Annotated in this window: 20 protein-coding genes; 17 read left to right on the top strand and 3 right to left on the bottom strand. The window is 70.8% G+C overall.

Annotated features, from left to right (window positions below; translation table 11 throughout):
- The 15 genes from A5655_RS07545 to A5655_RS07615 form a co-directional block, all read left to right on the top strand.
- Positions 1–845 (top strand): glutamate ligase domain-containing protein (locus tag A5655_RS07545; RefSeq protein ID WP_369807191.1); only part of this gene is annotated, 845 nt, incomplete at its 5' end.
- Entirely contained in the window at positions 842–2,371 is a 1,530-nt protein-coding gene (gene murF, locus A5655_RS07550) for a UDP-N-acetylmuramoyl-tripeptide--D-alanyl-D-alanine ligase (protein WP_067007606.1), read from the top strand. The genes A5655_RS07545 and murF, both read left to right, overlap by 4 nt.
- The gene (mraY, locus tag A5655_RS07555; protein ID WP_067007609.1) at positions 2,368–3,447 is read left to right on the top strand and encodes a phospho-N-acetylmuramoyl-pentapeptide-transferase; all 1,080 of its coding nucleotides are present in this window, start codon (positions 2,368–2,370) and stop codon (positions 3,445–3,447) included. The genes murF and mraY overlap by 4 nt, the downstream gene beginning before the upstream one ends.
- 1 nt (position 3,448) lies before the next feature.
- Positions 3,449–4,900: a UDP-N-acetylmuramoyl-L-alanine--D-glutamate ligase gene (gene murD, locus A5655_RS07560; protein WP_067007611.1), complete on the top strand. Its 1,452-nt coding sequence runs from the start codon at positions 3,449–3,451 to the stop codon at positions 4,898–4,900.
- Positions 4,901–4,905: 5 nt separating this feature from the next.
- On the top strand, positions 4,906–6,582 hold the full coding sequence (gene ftsW, locus A5655_RS07565; protein ID WP_067007613.1) for a putative lipid II flippase FtsW: 1,677 nt from the start codon (positions 4,906–4,908) through the stop codon (positions 6,580–6,582).
- Entirely contained in the window at positions 6,579–7,790 is a 1,212-nt protein-coding gene (gene murG / locus A5655_RS07570) for an undecaprenyldiphospho-muramoylpentapeptide beta-N-acetylglucosaminyltransferase (protein WP_082978547.1), read from the top strand. The genes ftsW and murG overlap by 4 nt, the downstream gene beginning before the upstream one ends.
- Complete coding sequence (gene murC / locus A5655_RS07575; RefSeq protein ID WP_067007619.1) at positions 7,787–9,256, top strand: UDP-N-acetylmuramate--L-alanine ligase; 1,470 nt, start codon at positions 7,787–7,789, stop codon at positions 9,254–9,256. Before murG ends, murC begins: the two co-directional genes overlap by 4 nt.
- On the top strand, positions 9,253–10,197 hold the full coding sequence (locus A5655_RS07580) for a cell division protein FtsQ/DivIB (RefSeq protein WP_067007622.1): 945 nt from the start codon (positions 9,253–9,255) through the stop codon (positions 10,195–10,197). Before murC ends, A5655_RS07580 begins: the two co-directional genes overlap by 4 nt.
- Before the next feature lie 238 nt (positions 10,198–10,435).
- Positions 10,436–11,587: a cell division protein FtsZ gene (ftsZ, locus tag A5655_RS07585; RefSeq protein ID WP_067007661.1), complete on the top strand. Its 1,152-nt coding sequence runs from the start codon at positions 10,436–10,438 to the stop codon at positions 11,585–11,587.
- Between the two features lie 49 nt (positions 11,588–11,636).
- Positions 11,637–12,356, top strand: coding sequence for a peptidoglycan editing factor PgeF (gene pgeF / locus A5655_RS07590; RefSeq protein WP_067007626.1), 720 nt, complete (start codon positions 11,637–11,639; stop codon positions 12,354–12,356).
- A gap of 5 nt (positions 12,357–12,361) precedes the next feature.
- Positions 12,362–13,138, top strand: coding sequence for a YggS family pyridoxal phosphate-dependent enzyme (locus A5655_RS07595; RefSeq protein ID WP_067007664.1), 777 nt, complete (start codon positions 12,362–12,364; stop codon positions 13,136–13,138).
- A gap of 65 nt (positions 13,139–13,203) precedes the next feature.
- The gene (locus tag A5655_RS07600) at positions 13,204–13,833 is read left to right on the top strand and encodes a cell division protein SepF (protein WP_067007630.1); all 630 of its coding nucleotides are present in this window, start codon (positions 13,204–13,206) and stop codon (positions 13,831–13,833) included.
- Between the two features lie 120 nt (positions 13,834–13,953).
- Positions 13,954–14,244 (top strand): YggT family protein, encoded by a 291-nt coding sequence (locus A5655_RS07605; RefSeq protein WP_067007636.1) that lies wholly within the window; start codon positions 13,954–13,956, stop codon positions 14,242–14,244.
- 251 nt (positions 14,245–14,495) lie between these two features.
- Complete coding sequence (locus A5655_RS07610; RefSeq protein WP_067007639.1) at positions 14,496–15,308, top strand: DivIVA domain-containing protein; 813 nt, start codon at positions 14,496–14,498, stop codon at positions 15,306–15,308.
- Between the two features lie 94 nt (positions 15,309–15,402).
- Positions 15,403–15,741 (top strand): hypothetical protein, encoded by a 339-nt coding sequence (locus A5655_RS07615; protein ID WP_067007642.1) that lies wholly within the window; start codon positions 15,403–15,405, stop codon positions 15,739–15,741.
- 3 nt (positions 15,742–15,744) lie between these two features.
- Here the strand turns inward: A5655_RS07615 and A5655_RS07620 are convergent, their stop codons facing one another.
- Positions 15,745–16,422, bottom strand: a complete 678-nt coding sequence (locus A5655_RS07620) for a phosphoribosyltransferase (protein WP_067007645.1) — start codon at positions 16,420–16,422, stop codon at positions 15,745–15,747.
- Between the two features lie 143 nt (positions 16,423–16,565).
- Here A5655_RS07620 and A5655_RS07625 point away from each other — a divergent pair, with 143 nt between their 5' ends.
- Positions 16,566–16,766, top strand: coding sequence for a hypothetical protein (locus tag A5655_RS07625; protein ID WP_067007648.1), 201 nt, complete (start codon positions 16,566–16,568; stop codon positions 16,764–16,766).
- Positions 16,767–16,879: 113 nt separating this feature from the next.
- Here A5655_RS07625 and A5655_RS07630 read toward each other — a convergent pair whose 3' ends face one another.
- Together A5655_RS07630 and A5655_RS07635 are read right to left on the bottom strand one after the other, a co-directional pair.
- The gene (locus A5655_RS07630) at positions 16,880–17,785 is read right to left on the bottom strand and encodes a TIGR03619 family F420-dependent LLM class oxidoreductase (protein WP_067007651.1); all 906 of its coding nucleotides are present in this window, start codon (positions 17,783–17,785) and stop codon (positions 16,880–16,882) included.
- Positions 17,786–17,819: 34 nt separating this feature from the next.
- Positions 17,820–18,443 carry an NADPH-dependent F420 reductase gene (locus tag A5655_RS07635; RefSeq protein ID WP_067007655.1) on the bottom strand — a complete coding sequence of 208 codons (624 nt, stop codon included), beginning with the start codon at positions 18,441–18,443 and terminating at the stop codon, positions 17,820–17,822.
- A 98-nt stretch (positions 18,444–18,541) separates the two neighbouring features.
- On the opposite strand from A5655_RS07635, the gene A5655_RS07640 reads away from it, so the two are divergent.
- Complete coding sequence (locus A5655_RS07640; protein ID WP_067007658.1) at positions 18,542–19,036, top strand: MarR family winged helix-turn-helix transcriptional regulator; 495 nt, start codon at positions 18,542–18,544, stop codon at positions 19,034–19,036.
- Positions 19,037–19,418 lie beyond the last annotated feature (382 nt).

Genomic DNA, 19,418 nt, shown 5'->3' on the forward strand with positions numbered 1-19,418 from the left:
AGCGCCACAAGGGCATTGGCGACGTTGTAGTGGCCGGGCAGCCGGATGCCGACGCGATGGTGCACGCCCGCGGGGTCCACTGCGGTGAACTCCTGTCCGCCCGCGCCCATCGGCGCCACGTCGACGGCGCGCCAGTCGGCCGCTTCGCCGGTGGCGCTGACGGTCACAGCGTCGCCGGCCCTCATGGCCATCGCGCGCCCGGCGTCGTCGTCGATGCAGACGATGACCCCGCGGGCGTGCACCATCGCGTCGGCATCCGGCTGCCCGGCCACTACAACGTCGCCAATGCCCTTGTGGCGCTGGCGATCCTGGACGCGGTGGGCGTCTCGCCCGAGCAGGCGGCCCCGGGCCTGCTGCAGACCCGCGTCCCAGGGCGGCTGGAAGAGATCGACCGCGGCCAGGACTTCCTGGCGCTGGTCGACTACGCCCACAAGCCCGAGGCGTTGCGGGCGGTGTTGACCACGCTGGCGCGCCCGGACCGCCGCGTGGCGGTGGTGTTCGGCGCCGGCGGCGACCGCGATCCCGGCAAGCGGTCCTCGATGGGCGCGATCGCCGCGGAACTGGCCGATCTGGTCGTCGTCACCGACGACAACCCCCGCAGCGAAGATCCGGCGGCGATCCGCCGCGAGATTCTGGCCGGGGCGGCCGAGGGCGGGCACCCGGCGCAGGTGGTTGAGATCGGCGACCGCCGCGAAGCGATCAGGCATGCGGTCGGCTGGGCGGGCCCGGGGGACGTGGTGGTCATCGCCGGCAAGGGTCACGAAACCGGGCAAAGCGCGGGCGGCGAGGTCCGTCCGTTCGACGACCGGGTGGAGCTCGCCCAGGCGCTGGAGGCCCGCCGGTGATCGACCTGACCGTCGCCCAGATCGCCGAAATCGTCGGCGGCACACTGGCGGACATCACCCCGGACGCCGCGGCGGAACTGCGCGTCACCGGCACCGTCGAGTTCGACTCGCGGGCCGTGGGTCCCGGCGGGCTGTTCCTGGCGCTGCCGGGGGCCCGCGCCGACGGCCACGACCACGCCGCCTCTGCCGTGGCCGCGGGCGCGGTCGCCGTGCTCGCGGCCCGCCCGGTCGGCGTCCCCGCAATCGTGGTCGAGCCCGAAGGCGCTTCCGGATCGCGGGCCGGGGTGCTCGAGCACGACGCCGACGGCTCCGGCGCGGCGGTCCTGGCGGCGCTGGCCAAGCTGGCCCGGGCCGTGGCGGCCGAACTGGTGGCGGGCGGGCTGCGGATCATCGGGATCACCGGCTCGTCGGGAAAGACCTCGACCAAGGATCTGGTGGCCGCCGTGCTGGCGCCCCTCGGCGAGGTGGTGGCCCCGCCCGGGTCGTTCAACAACGAGCTCGGTCACCCGTGGACGGTGCTGCGCGCGACGCGGCGCACCGACTACCTGATCCTCGAGATGTCGGCGCGGCACCCCGGCAACATCGCCGCGCTGGCCGAGATCGCCCCGCCCGCGATCGGGGTGGTGCTCAACGTCGGCACCGCCCACCTGGGCGAGTTCGGCTCGCGGGAGGCCATCGCGCGAACCAAAGCCGAACTGGTCCAAGCCGTTCCGCCGTCCGGCGTCGTCATCCTCAACGTCGACGACCCGGCCGTGGCGGCGATGGCCGACGTCGCCACCGCCCGGGTGGTCCGGGTCAGCCGCGCCGCCCACACGGATGCGGGGCCAAGCGACGTGTGGGCCGATGGAGTGTCGCTGGACGAACTGGCCAGGCCGCGCTTTACCCTGCACGCGATGGACAGCGAAGTCGACGTGCGGCTGGGCGTGTTCGGCGACCATCAGGTCACCAACGCGCTGTGCGCCGCCGCGGTCGCGCTGCACTGCGGCGCCGGCGTCGAGCAGGTGGCCGACGCGCTGGCCGGGGCCGGGCCGGTGTCGCGCCACCGCATGCACGTGACCACCCGCGCCGACGGCGTCACGGTGATCGACGACGCCTACAACGCCAACCCCGACTCGATGCGGGCCGGGCTGCAGGCGCTGGCCTGGATCGCCCACGGCTCGCGGCAAGGCGCCGCCGAAAAGCGCAGGAGCTGGGCGGTGCTGGGCGAGATGGCCGAGCTCGGCGAGGACGCGATAACCGAGCACGATCGCATCGGCCGGCTCGCGGTGCGCTTAGATGTGTCTCGACTCGTTGTCGTCGGAACCGGGAGGTCGATGAGCGCCATGCATGACGGGGCGGTCATGGAGGGCTCCTGGGGAGGCGAGACGCTCAGCGTGCCCGACGGCGACGCCGCGCTGGCCCTGTTGCGGGCCGAGCTGCGGCCCGGCGACGTGGTGCTGGTCAAGGCGTCCAACGCCGCCGGCCTCGGGGCGCTCGCGGAAGCGCTCGCGGCCGACGGTGGGTCCGACGCTGGGGCGCGCCCGTGAGGCAGATCCTCATCGCGGTCGCCATCGCGCTGACCGTGTCCATCCTGCTGACCCCGGCGCTGATCCGGCTGTTCACCAGGCAGGGCTTCGGCCACCAGATCCGCGAGGACGGCCCGCCGAGCCACCACACCAAGCGCGGCACCCCGTCGATGGGCGGCGTGGCGATCCTGGCCGGCATCTGGGCGGGGTACCTCGGCACCCACCTGGCGGGCCTGGCCTTCGACGGCGAGGGCGTTTCCGCGTCCGGCCTGTTGGTGCTCGGCCTGGCCACCGTGCTGGGCTTCGTCGGCTTCCTCGACGATCTGATCAAGATCCGCCGGTCGCGCAACCTCGGGCTGAACAAGACGGCCAAGACCGTCGGGCAGATCGTCGCCGCGGTGCTCTTCGGCGTGCTGGTGTTGCAGTTCCGCAACGCCAACGGCCTCACACCGGCCAGCGCGAACCTGTCCTACGTGCGCGAAATCGCCACCGTCACACTGGCTCCCGGGCTGTTCGTGCTGTTCTGCGTCGTCGTCGTCAGCGCCTGGTCCAACGCGGTCAATTTCACCGACGGCCTGGACGGGCTGGCCGCCGGGTGCATGGCCATGGTCACCGCCGCCTACGTGCTGATCACCTTCTGGCAGTACCGCAACGCCTGCGTCACCGCGCCCGGGCTGGGCTGCTACAACGTGCGCGACCCGCTGGACCTGGCGCTGATCGCGGCCGCCACCGCCGGCGCCTGCATCGGCTTTCTGTGGTGGAACGCCGCTCCCGCCAAGATCTTCATGGGCGACACCGGGTCGCTGGCGCTGGGCGGCATCATCGCGGGCCTGTCGGTCACCAGCCGCACCGAGATCCTGGCCGTGGTGCTGGGCTCGCTGTTCGTGGCCGAGGTCACCTCGGTCGTCTTGCAGATCCTGGCCTTTCGCACCACCGGGCGCCGGGTGTTCCGGATGGCGCCCTTCCACCACCATTTCGAACTGGTCGGCTGGGCCGAGACCACGGTGATCATCCGCTTCTGGCTGCTCACCGCGATCACCTGCGGCCTGGGCGTGGCCCTGTTCTACGGTGAGTGGCTGGCCACGATCGGAGCCTGACGTGCTTGACCCGCTCGCCCCGGGCGCGCCCGTGCTGGTGGCCGGCGGCGGCGTGACCGGGAGGGCGGTCCTGGCGGCCCTGACCCGATTCGGCGCGGCCCCGACCCTCTGCGACGACGACCCCGAAACGCTGCGCCGGTACGCCGACGGCGGGGTCGCGACGGCGACGACGGCGATCGCCGCGCGCCGCGTCTCCGACTACGCCCTGGTGGTCACCAGCCCCGGGTTTTCGCCGACCACGCCGCTGCTGGCCGCCGCGGCGGCCGCGGGCGTGCCGATCTGGGGTGACGTGGAGCTGGCCTGGCGGCTCGACGCCGCGGGGCACTACGGGCCGCCGCGCCGCTGGCTGGTGGTCACCGGCACGAACGGCAAGACCACGACGACGTCGATGCTGCACGCGATGCTGGTCGCCGGCGGGAAAAGCAGCGTGCTGTGCGGCAACATCGGCGATCCGGTGCTCGACGTGCTGGACCGGCCCGCCGACCTGCTGGCCGTCGAGGCGTCCAGCTTCCAGCTGCACTGGGCGCCGTCGCTGCGGCCCGAGGCCGGCGTCGTGCTCAACATCGCCGAGGACCACCTGGACTGGCACTCCACGATGGCCGAATACACCGCGGCCAAGGCCCGGGTGCTGGGCGGCCGGGTGGCGGTGGTCGGGTTGGACGACGCCCGGGCCGCCGCGCTGCTGGACACCGCGGCCGCACCGGTCCGGGTGGGTTTCCGGCTCGGTGAGCCGGCCGCGGGCGAACTCGGCGTGCGCGACGGGGTGCTGATCGACCGCGCCTTCGCCGACGGCCTGGCGCTGCTGCCGGCCGAATCGATCCCGGTGCCCGGCCCGGTCGGGGTGCTCGACGCCCTGGCCGCGGCGGCCCTGGCCCGCAGCGTCGGCGTGCCCCCCGACGCGATCGCGGCGGCCATCGCGTCCTTCCGGCTGGGCCGGCACCGGGCCGAGGTCGTGGCGGTCGCCGACGGCATCGCCTACGTCGACGACTCCAAGGCCACCAACCCGCATGCCGCCGAGGCGTCGGTGCTGGCCTACCCGCGGGTGGTGTGGCTGGCCGGCGGTTTGCTGAAGGGCGCGTCGGTGGACGCCGAGGTCGCCAGGATCGCATCGCGGCTGGTCGGCGCGGTGCTCATCGGCCGGGACCGGGCCGAGTTTGCACAGGCGTTATCGCGACACGCGCCGGATGTCCCCGTCGTCCAGGTTGTGACAGGCGAGGATGCTGGTATGGATGCGACTGCTGTGGTTCCTGATGCTTCTGTGACAGAAGTGAGACCTTCCGACGGCGACCTCGGCGCTCGCGTCATGACCGCGGCCGTGGCGGCGGCACGGGACCTCGCCACGCCGGGCGACACGGTGCTGCTCGCACCGGCCGGCGCGTCGTTCGACCAGTTCGCCGGCTACGCCGCCCGCGGTGACGCGTTCGCGGCCGCCGTCCGCGCGGCGATCCGGTAGCGGGCGTGGCTAACGCGCTGACCCGGCGATTGCGCCGGGGCAAGGGAAGCAAACAGGGTGCCACGCCCGAGCCGCGGGACGAGGCGCACGTCCCGAACGACGACTCGAGCGACGAGGCGACGGACGCCTTCGAGACCGCCGACCCGCCGGCCAAGACCCCCGGCCCCGCCAAAGCGGCGAAAGCCAGGTTCACGGCCCTGCCGGCCGGCCTGCGTGGCCGGTTCGGCGCCTGGCTGGGCCGGCCGATGACGTCGTTTCACCTGATCATCGCCGTCACCGGGCTGCTGACCACGCTGGGTCTGATCATGGTGCTGTCCGCCTCGGGCGTGCGCTCGTACGGCGCCGACGGGTCGGCGTGGGTGATTTTCGGCAAGCAGGTGCTGTGGACGATCATCGGGCTGGTCGCGGCCTACGTCGCGATGCGGGTGTCGGTGCGCTTCATCCGGCGGGTGGCCTTCACCGGCTACCTGATCACGATCATCCTGCTGGTGCTCGTGCTGGTTCCCGGGATCGGCAACCTGGCCAACGGCTCGCGTAAGTGGTTCGTGATCGCGGGCTTCTCGATGCAGCCGTCCGAGCTGGCCAAGATCGCGTTCGCCATCTGGGGCGCCCACCTGCTGGCGGCCCGGCGAATGGAGCGGGCCTCGCTGCGCGAGATGCTGATCCCGCTGGTCCCGGCCGCGGTCATCGCCCTGGCGCTGATCGTCGCCCAGCCCGACCTCGGGCAGACGGTGTCGCTGGGCATCATCCTGCTGGCCCTGTTGTGGTACGCCGGGCTGCCGCTGCGGGTCTTCGTCACCTCGCTGCTGGCCGTCTTCATGGCCGGCGCGGTCCTGGCGATGTCGGCGGGTTACCGCTCGGACCGGGTGCGGTCCTGGATCAACCCCGAAAACGACCCGCAGGACACCGGCTACCAGGCCCGGCAGGCCAAGTTCGCGCTGGCCCACGGCGGCGTGTTCGGCGACGGCCTCGGCCAGGGCGTCGCCAAGTGGAATTACCTGCCCAACGCCCACAACGACTTCATCTTCGCGATCATCGGCGAGGAGCTGGGCTTCATCGGCGCGTTCGGGCTGCTGGCGCTCTTCGGGGTCTTCGCCTACACCGGCATGCGGATCGCGCGCCGCTCGGCTGACCCGTTCCTGCGGCTGCTGACCGCCACCACGACGATGTGGATCCTCGGGCAGGCGTTCATCAACATCGGTTACGTGATCGGCGTGCTGCCGGTCACCGGCCTGCAGCTGCCGCTCATCTCCGCCGGCGGAACGTCCACGGCCGCAACACTATTCATGATCGGGATCATGACCAACGCGGCCCGGCACGAACCCGAGGCGGTGGCCGCGCTGCGGGCCGGGCGCGACGACAAGGTGAACCGGCTGCTGCGGCTGCCGCTGCCCCAGCCGTACGTGCCCAGCCGCATCGAGGCGTTCCGCGATCGCAAGCGGGTCGGTCCGCAAGCCGCCGGCAAGGGTCCCAAGGCGCCCCCGCGCAAGGGATCCCGCAACCACGACGCCCCGCTGCGGCAGCCGGCCGCGCGAAAGGCCGCCCGGCCGGCGCGCCAGTCTGGGGGCACCGCCCGCGGGCGGGGAGGGCATCATGGATCTGGCCAGCGCTATGCCAGCCAGGGCGCCGGCCAGCGTAAGCCACGGCGAAGCCGCGCATTGGAAGGTCAGCGTTACGGGTGAACGACACGATCAATCAGCCGACCGGCGGGCCGGGGGGAAGCCCCTCGCCCGCCGGTGCCGCATCACCGGCTCTTGATTCCGCGTCTTCGGCCACTTCCGGCGTGTCGGTCGTGCTGGCGGGCGGCGGGACGGCCGGCCACGTGGAGCCCGCCATGGCCGTAGCCGACGCCCTGTCCGCCCTGGATCCGCGGGTGCGGATCACCGCGCTCGGCACCCGGCGCGGGCTCGAGACCAGGCTGGTGCCCGAGCGCGGCTATCGCCTCGAGCTGATCACCCCCGTCCCGCTGCCCCGGAAGCCCAGCGGGGACCTGGCCCGGCTGCCGCCGCGGGTGTGGCGCGCGGTCCGGGAGACCCGCGCCGTGCTCGACGCCGTCGACGCCGACGTGGTGATCGGCTTCGGAGGCTACGTGGCGGTGCCGGCGTACCTGGCCGCCCGCGGCATCCCCGGCCTTCGGCGCCGTGTCCCGGTGGTGATCCACGAGGCCAACGCCAGGGCCGGGATCGCCAACCGCGTCGGCGCGCGCACGGCCGACCGGATCCTGTCGGCCGTGCCGGATTCCGGGCTGCGCGGCGCCGAGGTGGTGGGGGTGCCGGTCCGGGAGGCCATCACCGCGCTCGACCGTGTCGCGCTGCGCGCCGAAGCGCGCCGGCACTTCGGCTTCGCCGATGACGCGCGGGTGCTGCTGGTGTTCGGCGGCTCGCAGGGCGCGGTCTCGCTCAACCGGGCGGTGTCGGCGGCCGCCGCCGACCTGGCCGCCGCCGGTGTCTCCGTGCTGCACGCCCACGGGCCCAAGAACACCCTCGAGCTGCGCACGCCCGAGCCTGGTGACCCGCCCTACGTCGCGGTGCCCTACCTGGACCGAATGGACCTGGCCTACGCCGCCGCCGACCTGGCCATCTGCCGATCGGGGGCGATGACGGTCGCGGAGGTGTCGGCCGTCGGCCTGCCGGCCATCTACGTGCCGCTGCCCATCGGCAACGGCGAACAGCGGCTCAATGCGTTGCCGGTGGTCGACGCCGGCGGGGGCATGATCGTCGCCGACGGCGACCTGACCCCGGCGCTGGTCGCCCGCGAGGCGGGCGGGTTGCTCACCGACCCGGAGCGGCTGGCGGCCATGACGACGGCCGCCGCGCGGGTGGGACATCCGGACGCGGCGCGACGGGTGGCCCAGGCGGCGCTGGACATCGCGGCCCGGAGGCGAGGGTGACCGCCGGGCAGCTGCCCCCCGAGCTGCGCCGCGTGCACATGGTCGGCATCGGGGGAGCCGGCATGTCCGGCATCGCCCGCATCCTGCTCGATCGGGGCGGCCTGGTTTCCGGGTCCGACGCCAAGGAGTCGCGGGGCCTGCACGCGCTGCGGGCCAGGGGCGCGCTGATCCGCGTCGGCCACGACGCGTCGGCGCTGGATCAGTTGCCGGGCGGCGTCACCGCGGTCATCACCACCCACGCCGCCATCCCGAAGACCAACCCCGAGCTCGTCGAGGCGCGCCGGCGCGGCATTCCCGTCGTCCTCCGGCCGGCCGTGCTGGCCAAGCTGATGGCCGGGCGCACCACGCTGATGGTCACCGGCACGCACGGCAAGACGACGACGACGTCGATGCTGATCGTGGCCCTGCAGCACTGCGGGCGCGACCCGTCGTTCGCGGTGGGCGGGGAGCTCGGCGAGGCCGGCACCAACGCCCATCACGGCAGCGGCGACTGCTTCGTCGCCGAGGCCGACGAGAGCGACGGCTCGCTGCTCGAGTACACGCCCAACGTCGCGGTGGTCACCAACATCGAGACCGATCACCTGGACTTCTACGGCAGCGCCGACGCGTACGTCGAGGTGTTCGACGCGTTCGTGGAGCGGCTCGCGCCCGGGGGAGCGCTGGTCGTGTGCACCGACGACCTGGGGGCGGCGGCGCTGGCCGAGCGCACCGCCGAGCTGGGAATCCGGGTGCTGCGGTACGGCTCGGCGGGTGCCGGGTTGGCCGCCACGCTGGTGTCGTGGGAGCAGCAGGGCACCGAGGCGGTCGCGCACATCCAGCTGGCCGGTGAGGCGCACCCGCGGGTGATGCGGCTGTCGGTGCCCGGGCGGCACATGGCGCTCAACGCGCTGGGCGCGCTGCTGGCGGCGATCGAGATCGGGGCGTCCGCCGACGAGGTGCTCGACGGGCTGGCGGGATTCGAGGGCGTGCGGCGGCGATTCGAACTCGTCGGGACCTCGGGAAGCGGCCCGGAGGCGGTGCGGGTGTTCGACGACTACGCCCACCACCCCACCGAGATCGGCGCCACGCTGGCGGCGGTCCGCACCGTCCTCGAGCAGAGCGGCGACGGGCGCTCCATCGTGGTGTTCCAACCCCATTTGTATTCGCGGACAAAGGCTTTCGCTGCCGAGTTCGGTCGCGCGCTGGACGCCGCGGACGAAGTGTTCGTCCTCGACGTCTACGGCGCGCGCGAGCAACCGCTCACCGGCGTCAGCGGGGCCAGCGTCGCCGAGCACGTCAGCGTGCCGGTGCGCTACCTGCCGGATTTCTCCGCCGTCGCCGAGGAGGTCGCCGCGGCCGTGGGCCCCGGCGACGTCGTCGTCACGATGGGCGCGGGCGACGTGACGCTGCTGGGTCCGGAGATCGTGACCGCGCTGCGGGTGCGGGCCAACCGCAGCGCGCCGGGCAGGCCGGGGATCCCGCGATGACCGAGCCGACCGAGGCCACGGGGGCCGATCCCGGGCCCGAGCCGGGCGACGATACCGCCGACTCGGCCGACGGCGTGATCACCGAGCCGCTGGTGGCGGGGGAGGCGCAGCAGGAGCAGGCCGAGTTCGAGGGGCCGCGACGGCGGGCCCGCCGGGAGCGGGCCGAGCGCCGCGCCGCCCAGGAGCGCGCCCGGGCCATCGAGGAGGCCCGCCGCGAGGCCAAGCGCCAGGCCAGCGGCCGCATTGTCAACCAACCCAAGCCCGCCACCCGCGGCGTCGTCCGGGGCCTGAAGATGCTGCTGGCCAGCGTGGTGGTGGCCGTCGTCGGCGTCGGGCTCGGGCTGGTGCTGTATTTCACGCCGGCGATGTCGGCGCGCGAGATCGTCGTCACCGGAACCGGCACGGTGACGCGCGAGGAGGTCCTGGACGCGGCGCGGGTGCGGCCCGGCACGCCGCTGCTGCAGATCAACACCAACCAGGTCGCCGAGCGGGTGGCCGCGATCCGGCGGGTGGCCAGTGCGCGCGTGCAGCGCCAGTACCCGTCGGCCCTGCGCATCACCATCGTCGAGCGGGTGCCGTTGGTGGTGAAGGACTTTCCCGACGGCCCGCACCTGTTCGACCGCGACGGCGTCGACTTTGCGACCGCGCCGCCGCCGCCGGCGCTGCCCTATATCGACGTCGCCGACCCCGGCCCGACGGACCCGGCGACCAAGGCCGCGCTGCAGGTGCTGATCGCGCTGCGCCCCGAGGTGTCGGGCCAGGTGGGCCGGATCGCGGCCCCGTCGGTGGCCTCGATCACGCTGACCCTGAACGACGGGCGGGTGGTGATCTGGGGGACCACCGACCGCACCGAGGAGAAGGCCGAGAAGCTGGCCGCGCTGCTGACCCAGCCCGGCAAGACCTACGACGTGTCCAGCCCCGATCTGCCGACCGTCAAGTAGCCGCGTGGGCCCGAATGTGCGGCCGGCCGCACGCTCGGCGCCCAACGTGCGGCCAGCCGCACGCTCGGCGAGCCAAAAATTTGCGTGCCGCGCGTCGGCGCGCCTGCGGGATTAGCGCCCGCCGGACCCATACCGTTCTGTTTGCGCGGAACTACTTGACATAACTCTAACTCTATGGTTGAGGTTGAGGGTTTGCCAAGCGGACACACCGAGTCCCACCAGGGAGGAAGAAGTAATGATGACCCCCCCGCACAACTACCTGGCCGTCATCAAGGTTGTGGGTATCGGTGGCGGCGGCGTCAACGCCGTCAACCGGATGATCGAGCAGGGCCTCAAGGGCGTGGAGTTCATCGCCATCAACACCGACGCCCAGGCGCTGCTGATGAGCGACGCCGACGTCAAGCTCGACGTCGGGCGCGACTCCACCCGCGGCCTGGGCGCCGGGGCCGATCCCGAGGTCGGGCGCCGGGCCGCCGAGGACGCCAAGGACGAGATCGAAGAACTGCTGCGCGGGGCGGACATGGTGTTCGTCACCGCCGGCGAGGGCGGCGGGACCGGCACCGGCGGGGCGCCGGTGGTGGCCAGCATCGCCCGCAAGCTGGGCGCGTTGACCGTCGGCGTGGTCACCCGGCCGTTCTCGTTCGAGGGCAAGCGGCGCGGCAACCAGGCCGAAAGCGGCATCGCCGCGCTGCGGGAGAGCTGCGACACGCTCATCGTGATCCCCAACGACCGGCTGCTGCAGATGGGCGACGCCGCGGTGTCGCTGATGGACGCGTTCCGCAGCGCCGACGAGGTGCTGCTCAACGGCGTGCAGGGCATCACCGACCTGATCACCACGCCGGGCCTGATCAACGTCGACTTCGCCGACGTCAAGGGCATCATGTCCGGCGCGGGCACCGCGTTGATGGGCATCGGCTCGGCGCGCGGCGAAGGCCGCTCGCTCAAGGCCGCCGAGATCGCGATCAACTCCCCGCTGCTGGAGGCGTCGATGGAGGGCGCCCAGGGCGTGCTGATGTCGATCGCCGGCGGCAGCGACCTGGGCCTGTTCGAGATCAACGAGGCGGCCTCGCTGGTGCAGGACGCCGCCCATCAGGACGCCAACATCATCTTCGGCACCGTCATCGACGACTCGCTGGGCGACGAGGTGCGGGTCACCGTCATCGCCGCCGGCTTCGAGGCCAGCGGGCCGGGCCGCAAGCCCGTCATCGGGGGCAGCGCCGCGGACAAATCGGGCGCGCACCGGATCGAGTCGGCGAAGGCCGGCAAGCTCACCTCGACGCTGTTCGAGCCCGTCGACGCGGTGAGCGTGCCGGTGCACACCAACGGCGCGACCTTGAGTATTGGCGGCGACGACGACGACGTCGACGTGCCGCCGTTCATGCGCCGCTGACGCCGTGCGCGTGACACAGGAACGGCCTGGCTTTCCGGATACTGGTCACGTGAGCGTTCGCATCCGGCGGGTGACGACCACCCGGGCCGGCGGTGTCTCGGCGCCGCCGTTCGACACCTTCAACCTGGGTGACCACGTCGGCGACGATCCGAAGGCGGTGGCCGCCAACCGGTCCCGGCTGGCCGCCGCCATCGGCCTGAGTATCAAGGGGGGCGCCGACCGGGTGGTGTGGATGAACCAAATCCACGGCGATCGGGTCGAGGTGGTCGACGGGCCGCGGGACGCCGCGGTCGACGGCACCGACGCGCTGGTGACCAGCACCCCGCGGCTGGCGCTGGCCGTGGTGACCGCGGACTGCGTCCCGGTGCTGCTGGCCGACGCACGCGCCGGCGTGGTCGCCGCCGTGCACGCCGGTCGCGTCGGCGCGCAGCTCGGGGTGGTGGCGCGCGCGGTGGAGGCGATGCTGGGGCTGGGCGCGCAGGCCGGCGACATCTCGGCGCTGCTCGGGCCGGCAGTCAGCGGACGGAACTACGAGGTGCCCGCCGCGATGGCCGACGAGGTCGAGGCGGCGCTGCCGGGCAGCCGCACCACCACCTCGTCGGGCACTCCCGGACTGGATCTTCGGGCCGGAATCGGTTGCCAGCTGCGGGATTTGGGCGTCACGGCGATCGACGTCGACCCCCGCTGCACGGTGGCCGACCCGACCCTGTTCAGCCATCGCCGGGACGCGCCGACCGGTCGGCTGGCGTCGCTGGTCTGGATGGAGTGACCACCATGGCGGTGGACATGCCGGCCCGGCAAGACCGCGAAACGGAATTGACGCACGCATTGGCCGCGGTTCGTTCGCGACTTGCGGCGGCCGCGGAAGCGGCGGGCCGCAATGTCAGCGAAATTGAACTTCTCCCCATTACCAAATTCTTTCCAGCAACCGATGTCGCGATTTTGTCTCGATTGGGTTGTCGCTGCGTTGGCGAATCTCGCGACCAGGAAGCCGCGGCGAAGGTCGCCGAAGTCGCGCGGTTGGCCGGTAGTTCGGCGCGGGCGGACTTATCGAATATGCACTGGCACATGGTCGGCCGCATTCAGCGCAACAAGGCGCGGTCGCTGGCCCGATGGGCGCACACCGCCCACTCGGTCGACAGCTCGCGGCTGGTGACCGCGCTCGATCGGGCGGTGTCGACAGCCCTGTCGGAGGGGCGCCGGCCGGAGCCACTGCGCGTCTATGTCGAGGTCAGCCTCGACGGCGACGTGTCCCGCGGCGGCGTCGACATCACCGGGCCCGGCGCCCTCGATCAGGTCTGCGCGCAGGTCGCGGACTCCAAAAGCCTGAAGCTGCTCGGCCTGATGGGCATCCCGCCGCTGGACTGGGACCCCGAACGGGCCTTCGACCTGCTGCGATCGGAGCACAGCCGGGTGCTCGCATCGCACCCGGACGCGGTGGGCCTGTCCGCCGGCATGTCCAACGACTTCGAAATCGCCGTCAAACATGGTTCGACATGTGTGCGTGTCGGTACCGCGCTATTGGGTCCGCGGCGGCTACCGTCACCGTAATTAGTCACTGTAGTCACACCTTCATCACAGACACCAATAATCCCAGGGGCTAGAAGGGTTAAGCGATGAGCACACTGCACAAAGTCAAGGCCTACTTCGGTATGGCTCCGATGGAGGACTACGACGACGAGTACTACGACGACCGCGCGCCCTCCCGCGGCTTTCCCCGTCCGCGCTTCGACGAGGGGTACGGCCGTTATGACGGGCGCGACTACGACGACCCGCGCGGCGAGCCCGCGGACTACCCGCCGAGCTACCGCGGCGGCTATCCGGAGGAGCGGGGCTACGGTCCCCGCGAGTTCGACCGTCCCGACATGAGCCGCCCGCGCCTCGGGTCGTGGCTGCGGAACTCCACGCGCGGCGCGCTGGCGATGGACCCGCGTCGCATGGCGATGCTGTTCGAAGAGGGCAGCCCGCTGTCGAAGATCACCACGCTGCGTCCCAAGGACTACAGCGAGGCGCGCACCATCGGCGAGCGGTTCCGCGACGGCACCCCGGTCATCATGGACCTGGTGTCGATGGACAACGCCGACGCGAAGCGGCTCGTCGACTTCGCGGCCGGCTTGGCGTTCGCGTTGCGCGGCTCGTTCGACAAGGTCGCGACCAAGGTGTTCCTGCTGTCGCCCGCCGACGTCGACGTCTCACCCGAGGAGCGCCGCCGGATCGCCGAAACCGGCTTTTACGCTTACCAATAGGCGCACCGGTCCCGCCGTCGGGCAGGTCAGCGCCCGTGCGGTGTGTGCCCGCACCTCCGACTCGGTACGCTGGCGGCTGATATTCGGGTTATCTCATCGTCAAGGTCGGGGCTTGTAGAGTTGGTGCTGTTCTTTCAGATCCTTGGGTTCGCGCTGTTCATCTTCTGGCTGCTGCTCATCGCCCGGGTCGTCGTCGAGTTCATCCGTTCGTTCAGCCGCGACTGGCGTCCGACCGGCATCACCGTGGTGATTCTCGAGATCATCATGTCGATCACCGACCCGCCGGTGAAGCTGCTGCGGCGGCTGATCCCTCAGCTCACCATCGGGGCGGTCCGCTTCGACCTGTCGATCATGGTGCTGCTGCTGGTCGCGTTCATCGGCATGCAACTGGCGTTCGGCGCCGCGGCGTGAGCCCTGCCGCGACCGCGCCTTCGGAGCCGGGAGACGGTTCGGCCACGTTTTAGCGTCGGTTCGGCGGCCGCGATTTAAAAACTTTAAGGGTTTGGATTTTATTGGTCTTAGTGTTTGAAATTGGTTCTTAATTATTGGGCTAATCGGCTACCGCCGGGTCTGGTGTGACAGGATGGACGGCAGTTGCACGACGGCAACCACTCCGTTCTACACTTTCCAGATCGTTTGACAGGAACTCGAGGGGACGAACAATGCCGCTTACACCAGCCGACGTCCACAATGTGGCGTTCAGTAAGCCGCCGATCGGCAAGCGCGGTTACAACGAAGACGAGGTCGACGCCTTCCTCGACCTGGTGGAAAACGAGCTGACGCGGCTCATCGAGGAGAACTCCGACCTGCGTCAACGCATCGAGGAGCTGGACCGCGAGCTGGCCGCCGGGGGTGGCGGCGGCGCCGCCCAGCCCACCCAGGCGATTCCCACCTTCGAGCCCGAACCCGAGCCGGTGAAGCCGGCGCCGGTCGTGGCGGCCCCGCCGCCCCCGGCCCCCGCGGCCTCCGCGGGAACCAACGAGGAGCAGGCCCTCAAGGCCGCCCGGGTGCTGAGCCTGGCCCAGGACACCGCCGACCGGCTCACCAGCACCGCCAAGGCCGAATCGGACAAGATGCTGGCCGACGCGCGCGCCAACGCCGACCAGATCCTCAGCGAGGCCAAGCACACCGCCGAGACCACGGTCGCCGAGGCCCGGCAGCGCGCCGACACGATGCTGGCCGACGCCCAGAGCCGCTCGGAGACCCAGTTGCGGCAGGCCCAAGAGAAGGCCGACGCCCTGCAGGCCGACGCGGAACGCAAGCATTCCGAGATCATGGGGACCATCAACCAGCAGCGCACCGTGCTGGAAGGCCGCCTCGAGCAGCTGCGCACGTTCGAACGCGAATACCGCACCCGCCTCAAGACCTACCTCGAATCCCAGCTCGAGGAACTCGGCCAGCGCGGGTCGGCGGCCCCCGTCGACTCCAGCGCCGATGCCGGCGGGTTCGATCAATTCAATCGGGGTAATAACTAGCCTGGCAGCCGTGCCGGGTACTCGCCAACCCACGAGGCGGCACATTAACCTGCACTAGACCTGGCAGTCCCGCTCGTCGCCTGGAGGATGGCCGATGCTGATCATTGCGCTGGTACTCGCCCTGATCGGGCTCGTCGCGTTGGTGTTCGCGGTCGTCACCAGCAACGAGTTGGTCGCATGGGTGTGCATCGGCGCCAGCGTCCTGGGCGTGGTGCTGCTGATCATCGACGCCCTGCGGGAACGCCAGCGGCGCGACGTCGTCGGTGAAGCCGCTGAGGTCGAAACCCCAGACGACGCGGTCGATTACCCCGAAGAGGTCCCGGACGAGGGCGAACAGCCCGCCGCCGGCGAGGACACCACCGCCGGGGAGTCGTCGCAGGGGCTCGAAACCAGCGACGAGTCGGCGGTGCACGGCGACGATCACGCCACGTAACCGTCAGCCGGTCGGCGTAGTCAACAGCTCGCGGACCTCATCGTCACTGACCTGGTGGAAGTCGGCGTAGACCTGTCCGACGGCTTCGAATCCGGGTGGCATGGTCGCGCACACCACCTCGTCGGCTTCCTGCCCGATCTCGCGGCAGGTCGACGGGGGACCGACCGGGACCGCGACGACGATCGAGCGCGGCCCCGCGGCCCGCAGGGCGCGGACGGCGACCAGCATGCTGGCGCCGGTGGCGATGCCGTCGTCGACCAGGATCACGGTCTTGCCGCGTGGGTCGGGGACGGGGCGACCGCCCCGGTACGCCTGCTCGCGCCGGTGGAGTTCGGTTGTCTCGCTGGCGATCACCTCGCGCAGCTGCTCGTCGGTGATGTGCAGACTGGAAACCACGTTGTCGTTGATCACCACCGCGCCGCCGCTGGCCAGCGCGCCCATCGCGAGCTCCGGCCAGCGCGGCACCCCGAGCTTGCGGACCAGGAACACGTCGAGCGGGGCGTGCAGCGCCGCGGCGATTTCCCACGCCACCGGGACCCCGCCGCGGGCGAGCCCGAAGACCAGCAGGTCGTCCTTGCCGCGGTAGAAAGCCAGCTGCTCGGCGAGCACGCGTCCGGCCTCGCGACGGTCGCGAAACGTGCGCGTCGCCGTTCGCCGAAGAAAGCCGCTCGGTGGGTTCATTGGTCGCATTCGGAGGCTGCTGGCTTTTACCCAGCCTACGTGCGGCGACGGGTTTCGCGAAGGACGATTCTCGCCGTGAGTTTGCTCACTCAGATAGCCTTGTGCGAGAGGGGAATTGGCGGCGACACGAGAGGAACGGCGAAATGGGTCGGCGCACTTACATGTCCTACAGCATTGCCTGCGCGGTGGTGTGGGCCGTCATCTTGATCGGGGTTTCGGCGGTGGCCGGCGCCGACACCCGGCGCACGTTCCTGTTGGTCGGCTTCGGGTGGGGAATCGGCTGGCTGTCGGCGACGATCGCCAGGTCCGTCTACCCGCCGCCGAAGCGGCATATCGGGTCGTAAGACCGGTCCCCGAGGGGGACTTGCCCACTTCCGGGGATCGGTTCCTTCCCCGGGCCAGGTTGGCCGAATCAGCTTGCACGCCAGTCACATTCCGGCCGATCAGCGCGACGGCTTCATCTAGAGCTGCCTGCCGCCGGCGCGAGATGGGCGATTACCTGGCCGGCGAAGTCAAGCATCTGGTCGAGGCTGGGGAACATTGCGAAGGCATCGATGATCGCCTCGTCAGCACCGGACCCGGCGAGGCGCTCCAGCCTGTCGGCAACGGAGTCCACCGACGTGCCCGGCTCGAGGTTGATCCGCATGGCCGTCTTCAGCGCGTCAGGATCGCGGCCGGCGTCCTGGGCCGCACGGCGCGCGATCGACCACAAGTGGTCGGTGACCTCGTCCTGCAGCCCCTCGACCCCGAGCCAGCCGGTGCCGCTGCGGCCGACCCGGCGCATCGCGGCCTCGCTGGCGCCACCGATCCAGATGGGCGGACCGCCGGCCTGGACCGGGCGCAGGTCGGCATGGACCGGCGGCAGCGAGAAGAATTCGCTGTCCCACGACACCGGGGTGGTCGTCCACCACTCGTGCAGGAACGCCAGCAGGTCATCGAGCATCTTCCCGCGCCGGCGCCAGTCCGCGCTGCGGGCGATGTCGTGTTCGTCCTTCATCCACCCGATTCCCACGCCAACGTCAAGGCGGCCGTCGCTGAGCACGTCGAGCGTGGTCAGCAGCCGGGCCAGGTGCACCGGCTCGTAGTAGAACGTGCTGAGCGTGCTGGCGTTCAGGCGCACCCGGCTGGTCGCCGTCGCGGCGACGGTCCACAGCAGCACCGGATCGAGGTAACGAGTCATCTGCGGCGGGTACGGCTGCTCCTTGCCCGGATACGTGCTGTGCATATCAACCGGCGTGACCAGGCGATCGCCCACCCACAGCGTGTCGTAGCCAAGGTCCTCGAGCCCGCGGCAGAACGCGCTCAGGCCGGCGGCGCTGCTGATAGCGGGCCCGACGATGGGCAGGGCGAAACCGAGCTTCATCGCGAACCCTTTCGATGATCCGTCAACCAATCACTCACGCGGCAGGGCTCACGCCGAGGGCGAAGTCGAAGTTGCCCACCCCGTGGCGGGCAAGACCCATCATGACCAGGCCCGTTGCTTCGAGCCAGTGCGCCATGTGCAAGCCGCCGACGTCCCGCGGGCGCAGCCCGAGGCTGTCGATGAACTCCGCCACGCCCGCCTTGGCGCGCGCGTCGTCGCCGGCGATGAAGACGTCGAGTGGCCGGCCCTGGGCCAGGACCACACCGAAGATGGTGTTGAACGCCTTCACCACACTGGCGCTGGCCGGGGCGACCTTGGCAACTTCCTGCGCGACCGAGGTGTCATCGGGGATGGCCAGCCCGTCGGCCGCGGCATTGAAGGGGTTGCTGATGTCGACGATGACCTTGCTCGCGAGGGCGTCGCCGTACTGGGCGACCACCGGAACGACGTTGGCGTACAACACGGAAACGATGACGATGTCCCCGGCCGGGACGGCGCCGAACTCTCCCGTCGTGGCGCCGCCGCCGAGCTCCTTGGCCAGGTCAGCGGCCTTGGAGTGATCGCGGCCGATGATCTCGACGGTGTTGCCGCCCGCGACCGCCAGCGCGCCGATGGCGCGGGCCATGCTCCCGGTGCCGATGATGCTGATGCTGCTCATGAGGTGTCCCATCGTTGAGTAATTGGCGAAAAGGTTGATGTGTCCACCTTAAGCAGAGTTTGGTGACGCGTCAACCAATTGGGGTAGTGTGAAGGCTGATGGAACCGAACTGGCTGAACCCTCGTGAAGACCGCGCCTGGCGGGCCTTCCAGCACGCGAATCATCAGCTTGCCGTGCACCTGAACCGGGGCCTGCAGGAATCGGGCCTGTCCGGGGCCGACTACCAGGTCCTGGCGGTGCTCTCGGAGCACGACGGGGACCGCATGCCCGCCCACGAGTTGTGCAACACGCTGGGCTGGGAGAAGAGCCGTGTCTCCCACCAGGTGCGGCGCATGCAGCTGGACGGGCTGATCAGCCGCGAGCCCAATCCCGACGACGCGCGCAGCACCATGGTCTGCCTGTTGCCGGCTGGTCGCGCCGCCATCGAGAAGGCGGCGCCCAGGCACGTGGCGGACGTCCGCCGGAATTTCATCGACCTGCTCACCCCGGCCGAGCTCGATATGCTCGCCGCCCTCAACGAACGAGTCCTGCGCCACCTCGCCGAGAGCGCCGGCGACTCCCCAGCCGAAGGCGGGTCTTCGTATCCCTCATAAGCCGTGTCGGCCGTCCTCGGCGTCAAAGCGACGGCCGATCTGATTCGTGTCGCCGGATTGTGCTTGCGGCTTCGCCGCTCAACACACTTCATCGCTGTGTGATCGCGGCTTCGCCGCTCAACGCACTCCATCGCTGTGTGATCGCGGCTTCGCCGCTCAACGCACTCCATCGCTGTGTGATCGCGGCTTCGCCGCTCAACACACTCCATCGCTGTGTGATCGCGGCTTCGCCGCTCAACACACTCCATCGGCTCGGAAATGAATGCGAGCATTCATTTCGCTCGCCTCAGTCGTGTGTCCGAGGGGGTCTGTGGTTCATTGACATAGAGGACGGATGTCTCCCGACATAGAGGACAGCCCAGTGATCGCGAGGTGTCCTCAT

The sequence above is a fragment of the Mycobacterium sp. 1081908.1 genome (assembly GCF_001673535.1).
In the GTDB taxonomy this organism is placed as follows: Bacteria; Actinomycetota; Actinomycetes; order Mycobacteriales; family Mycobacteriaceae; genus Mycobacterium.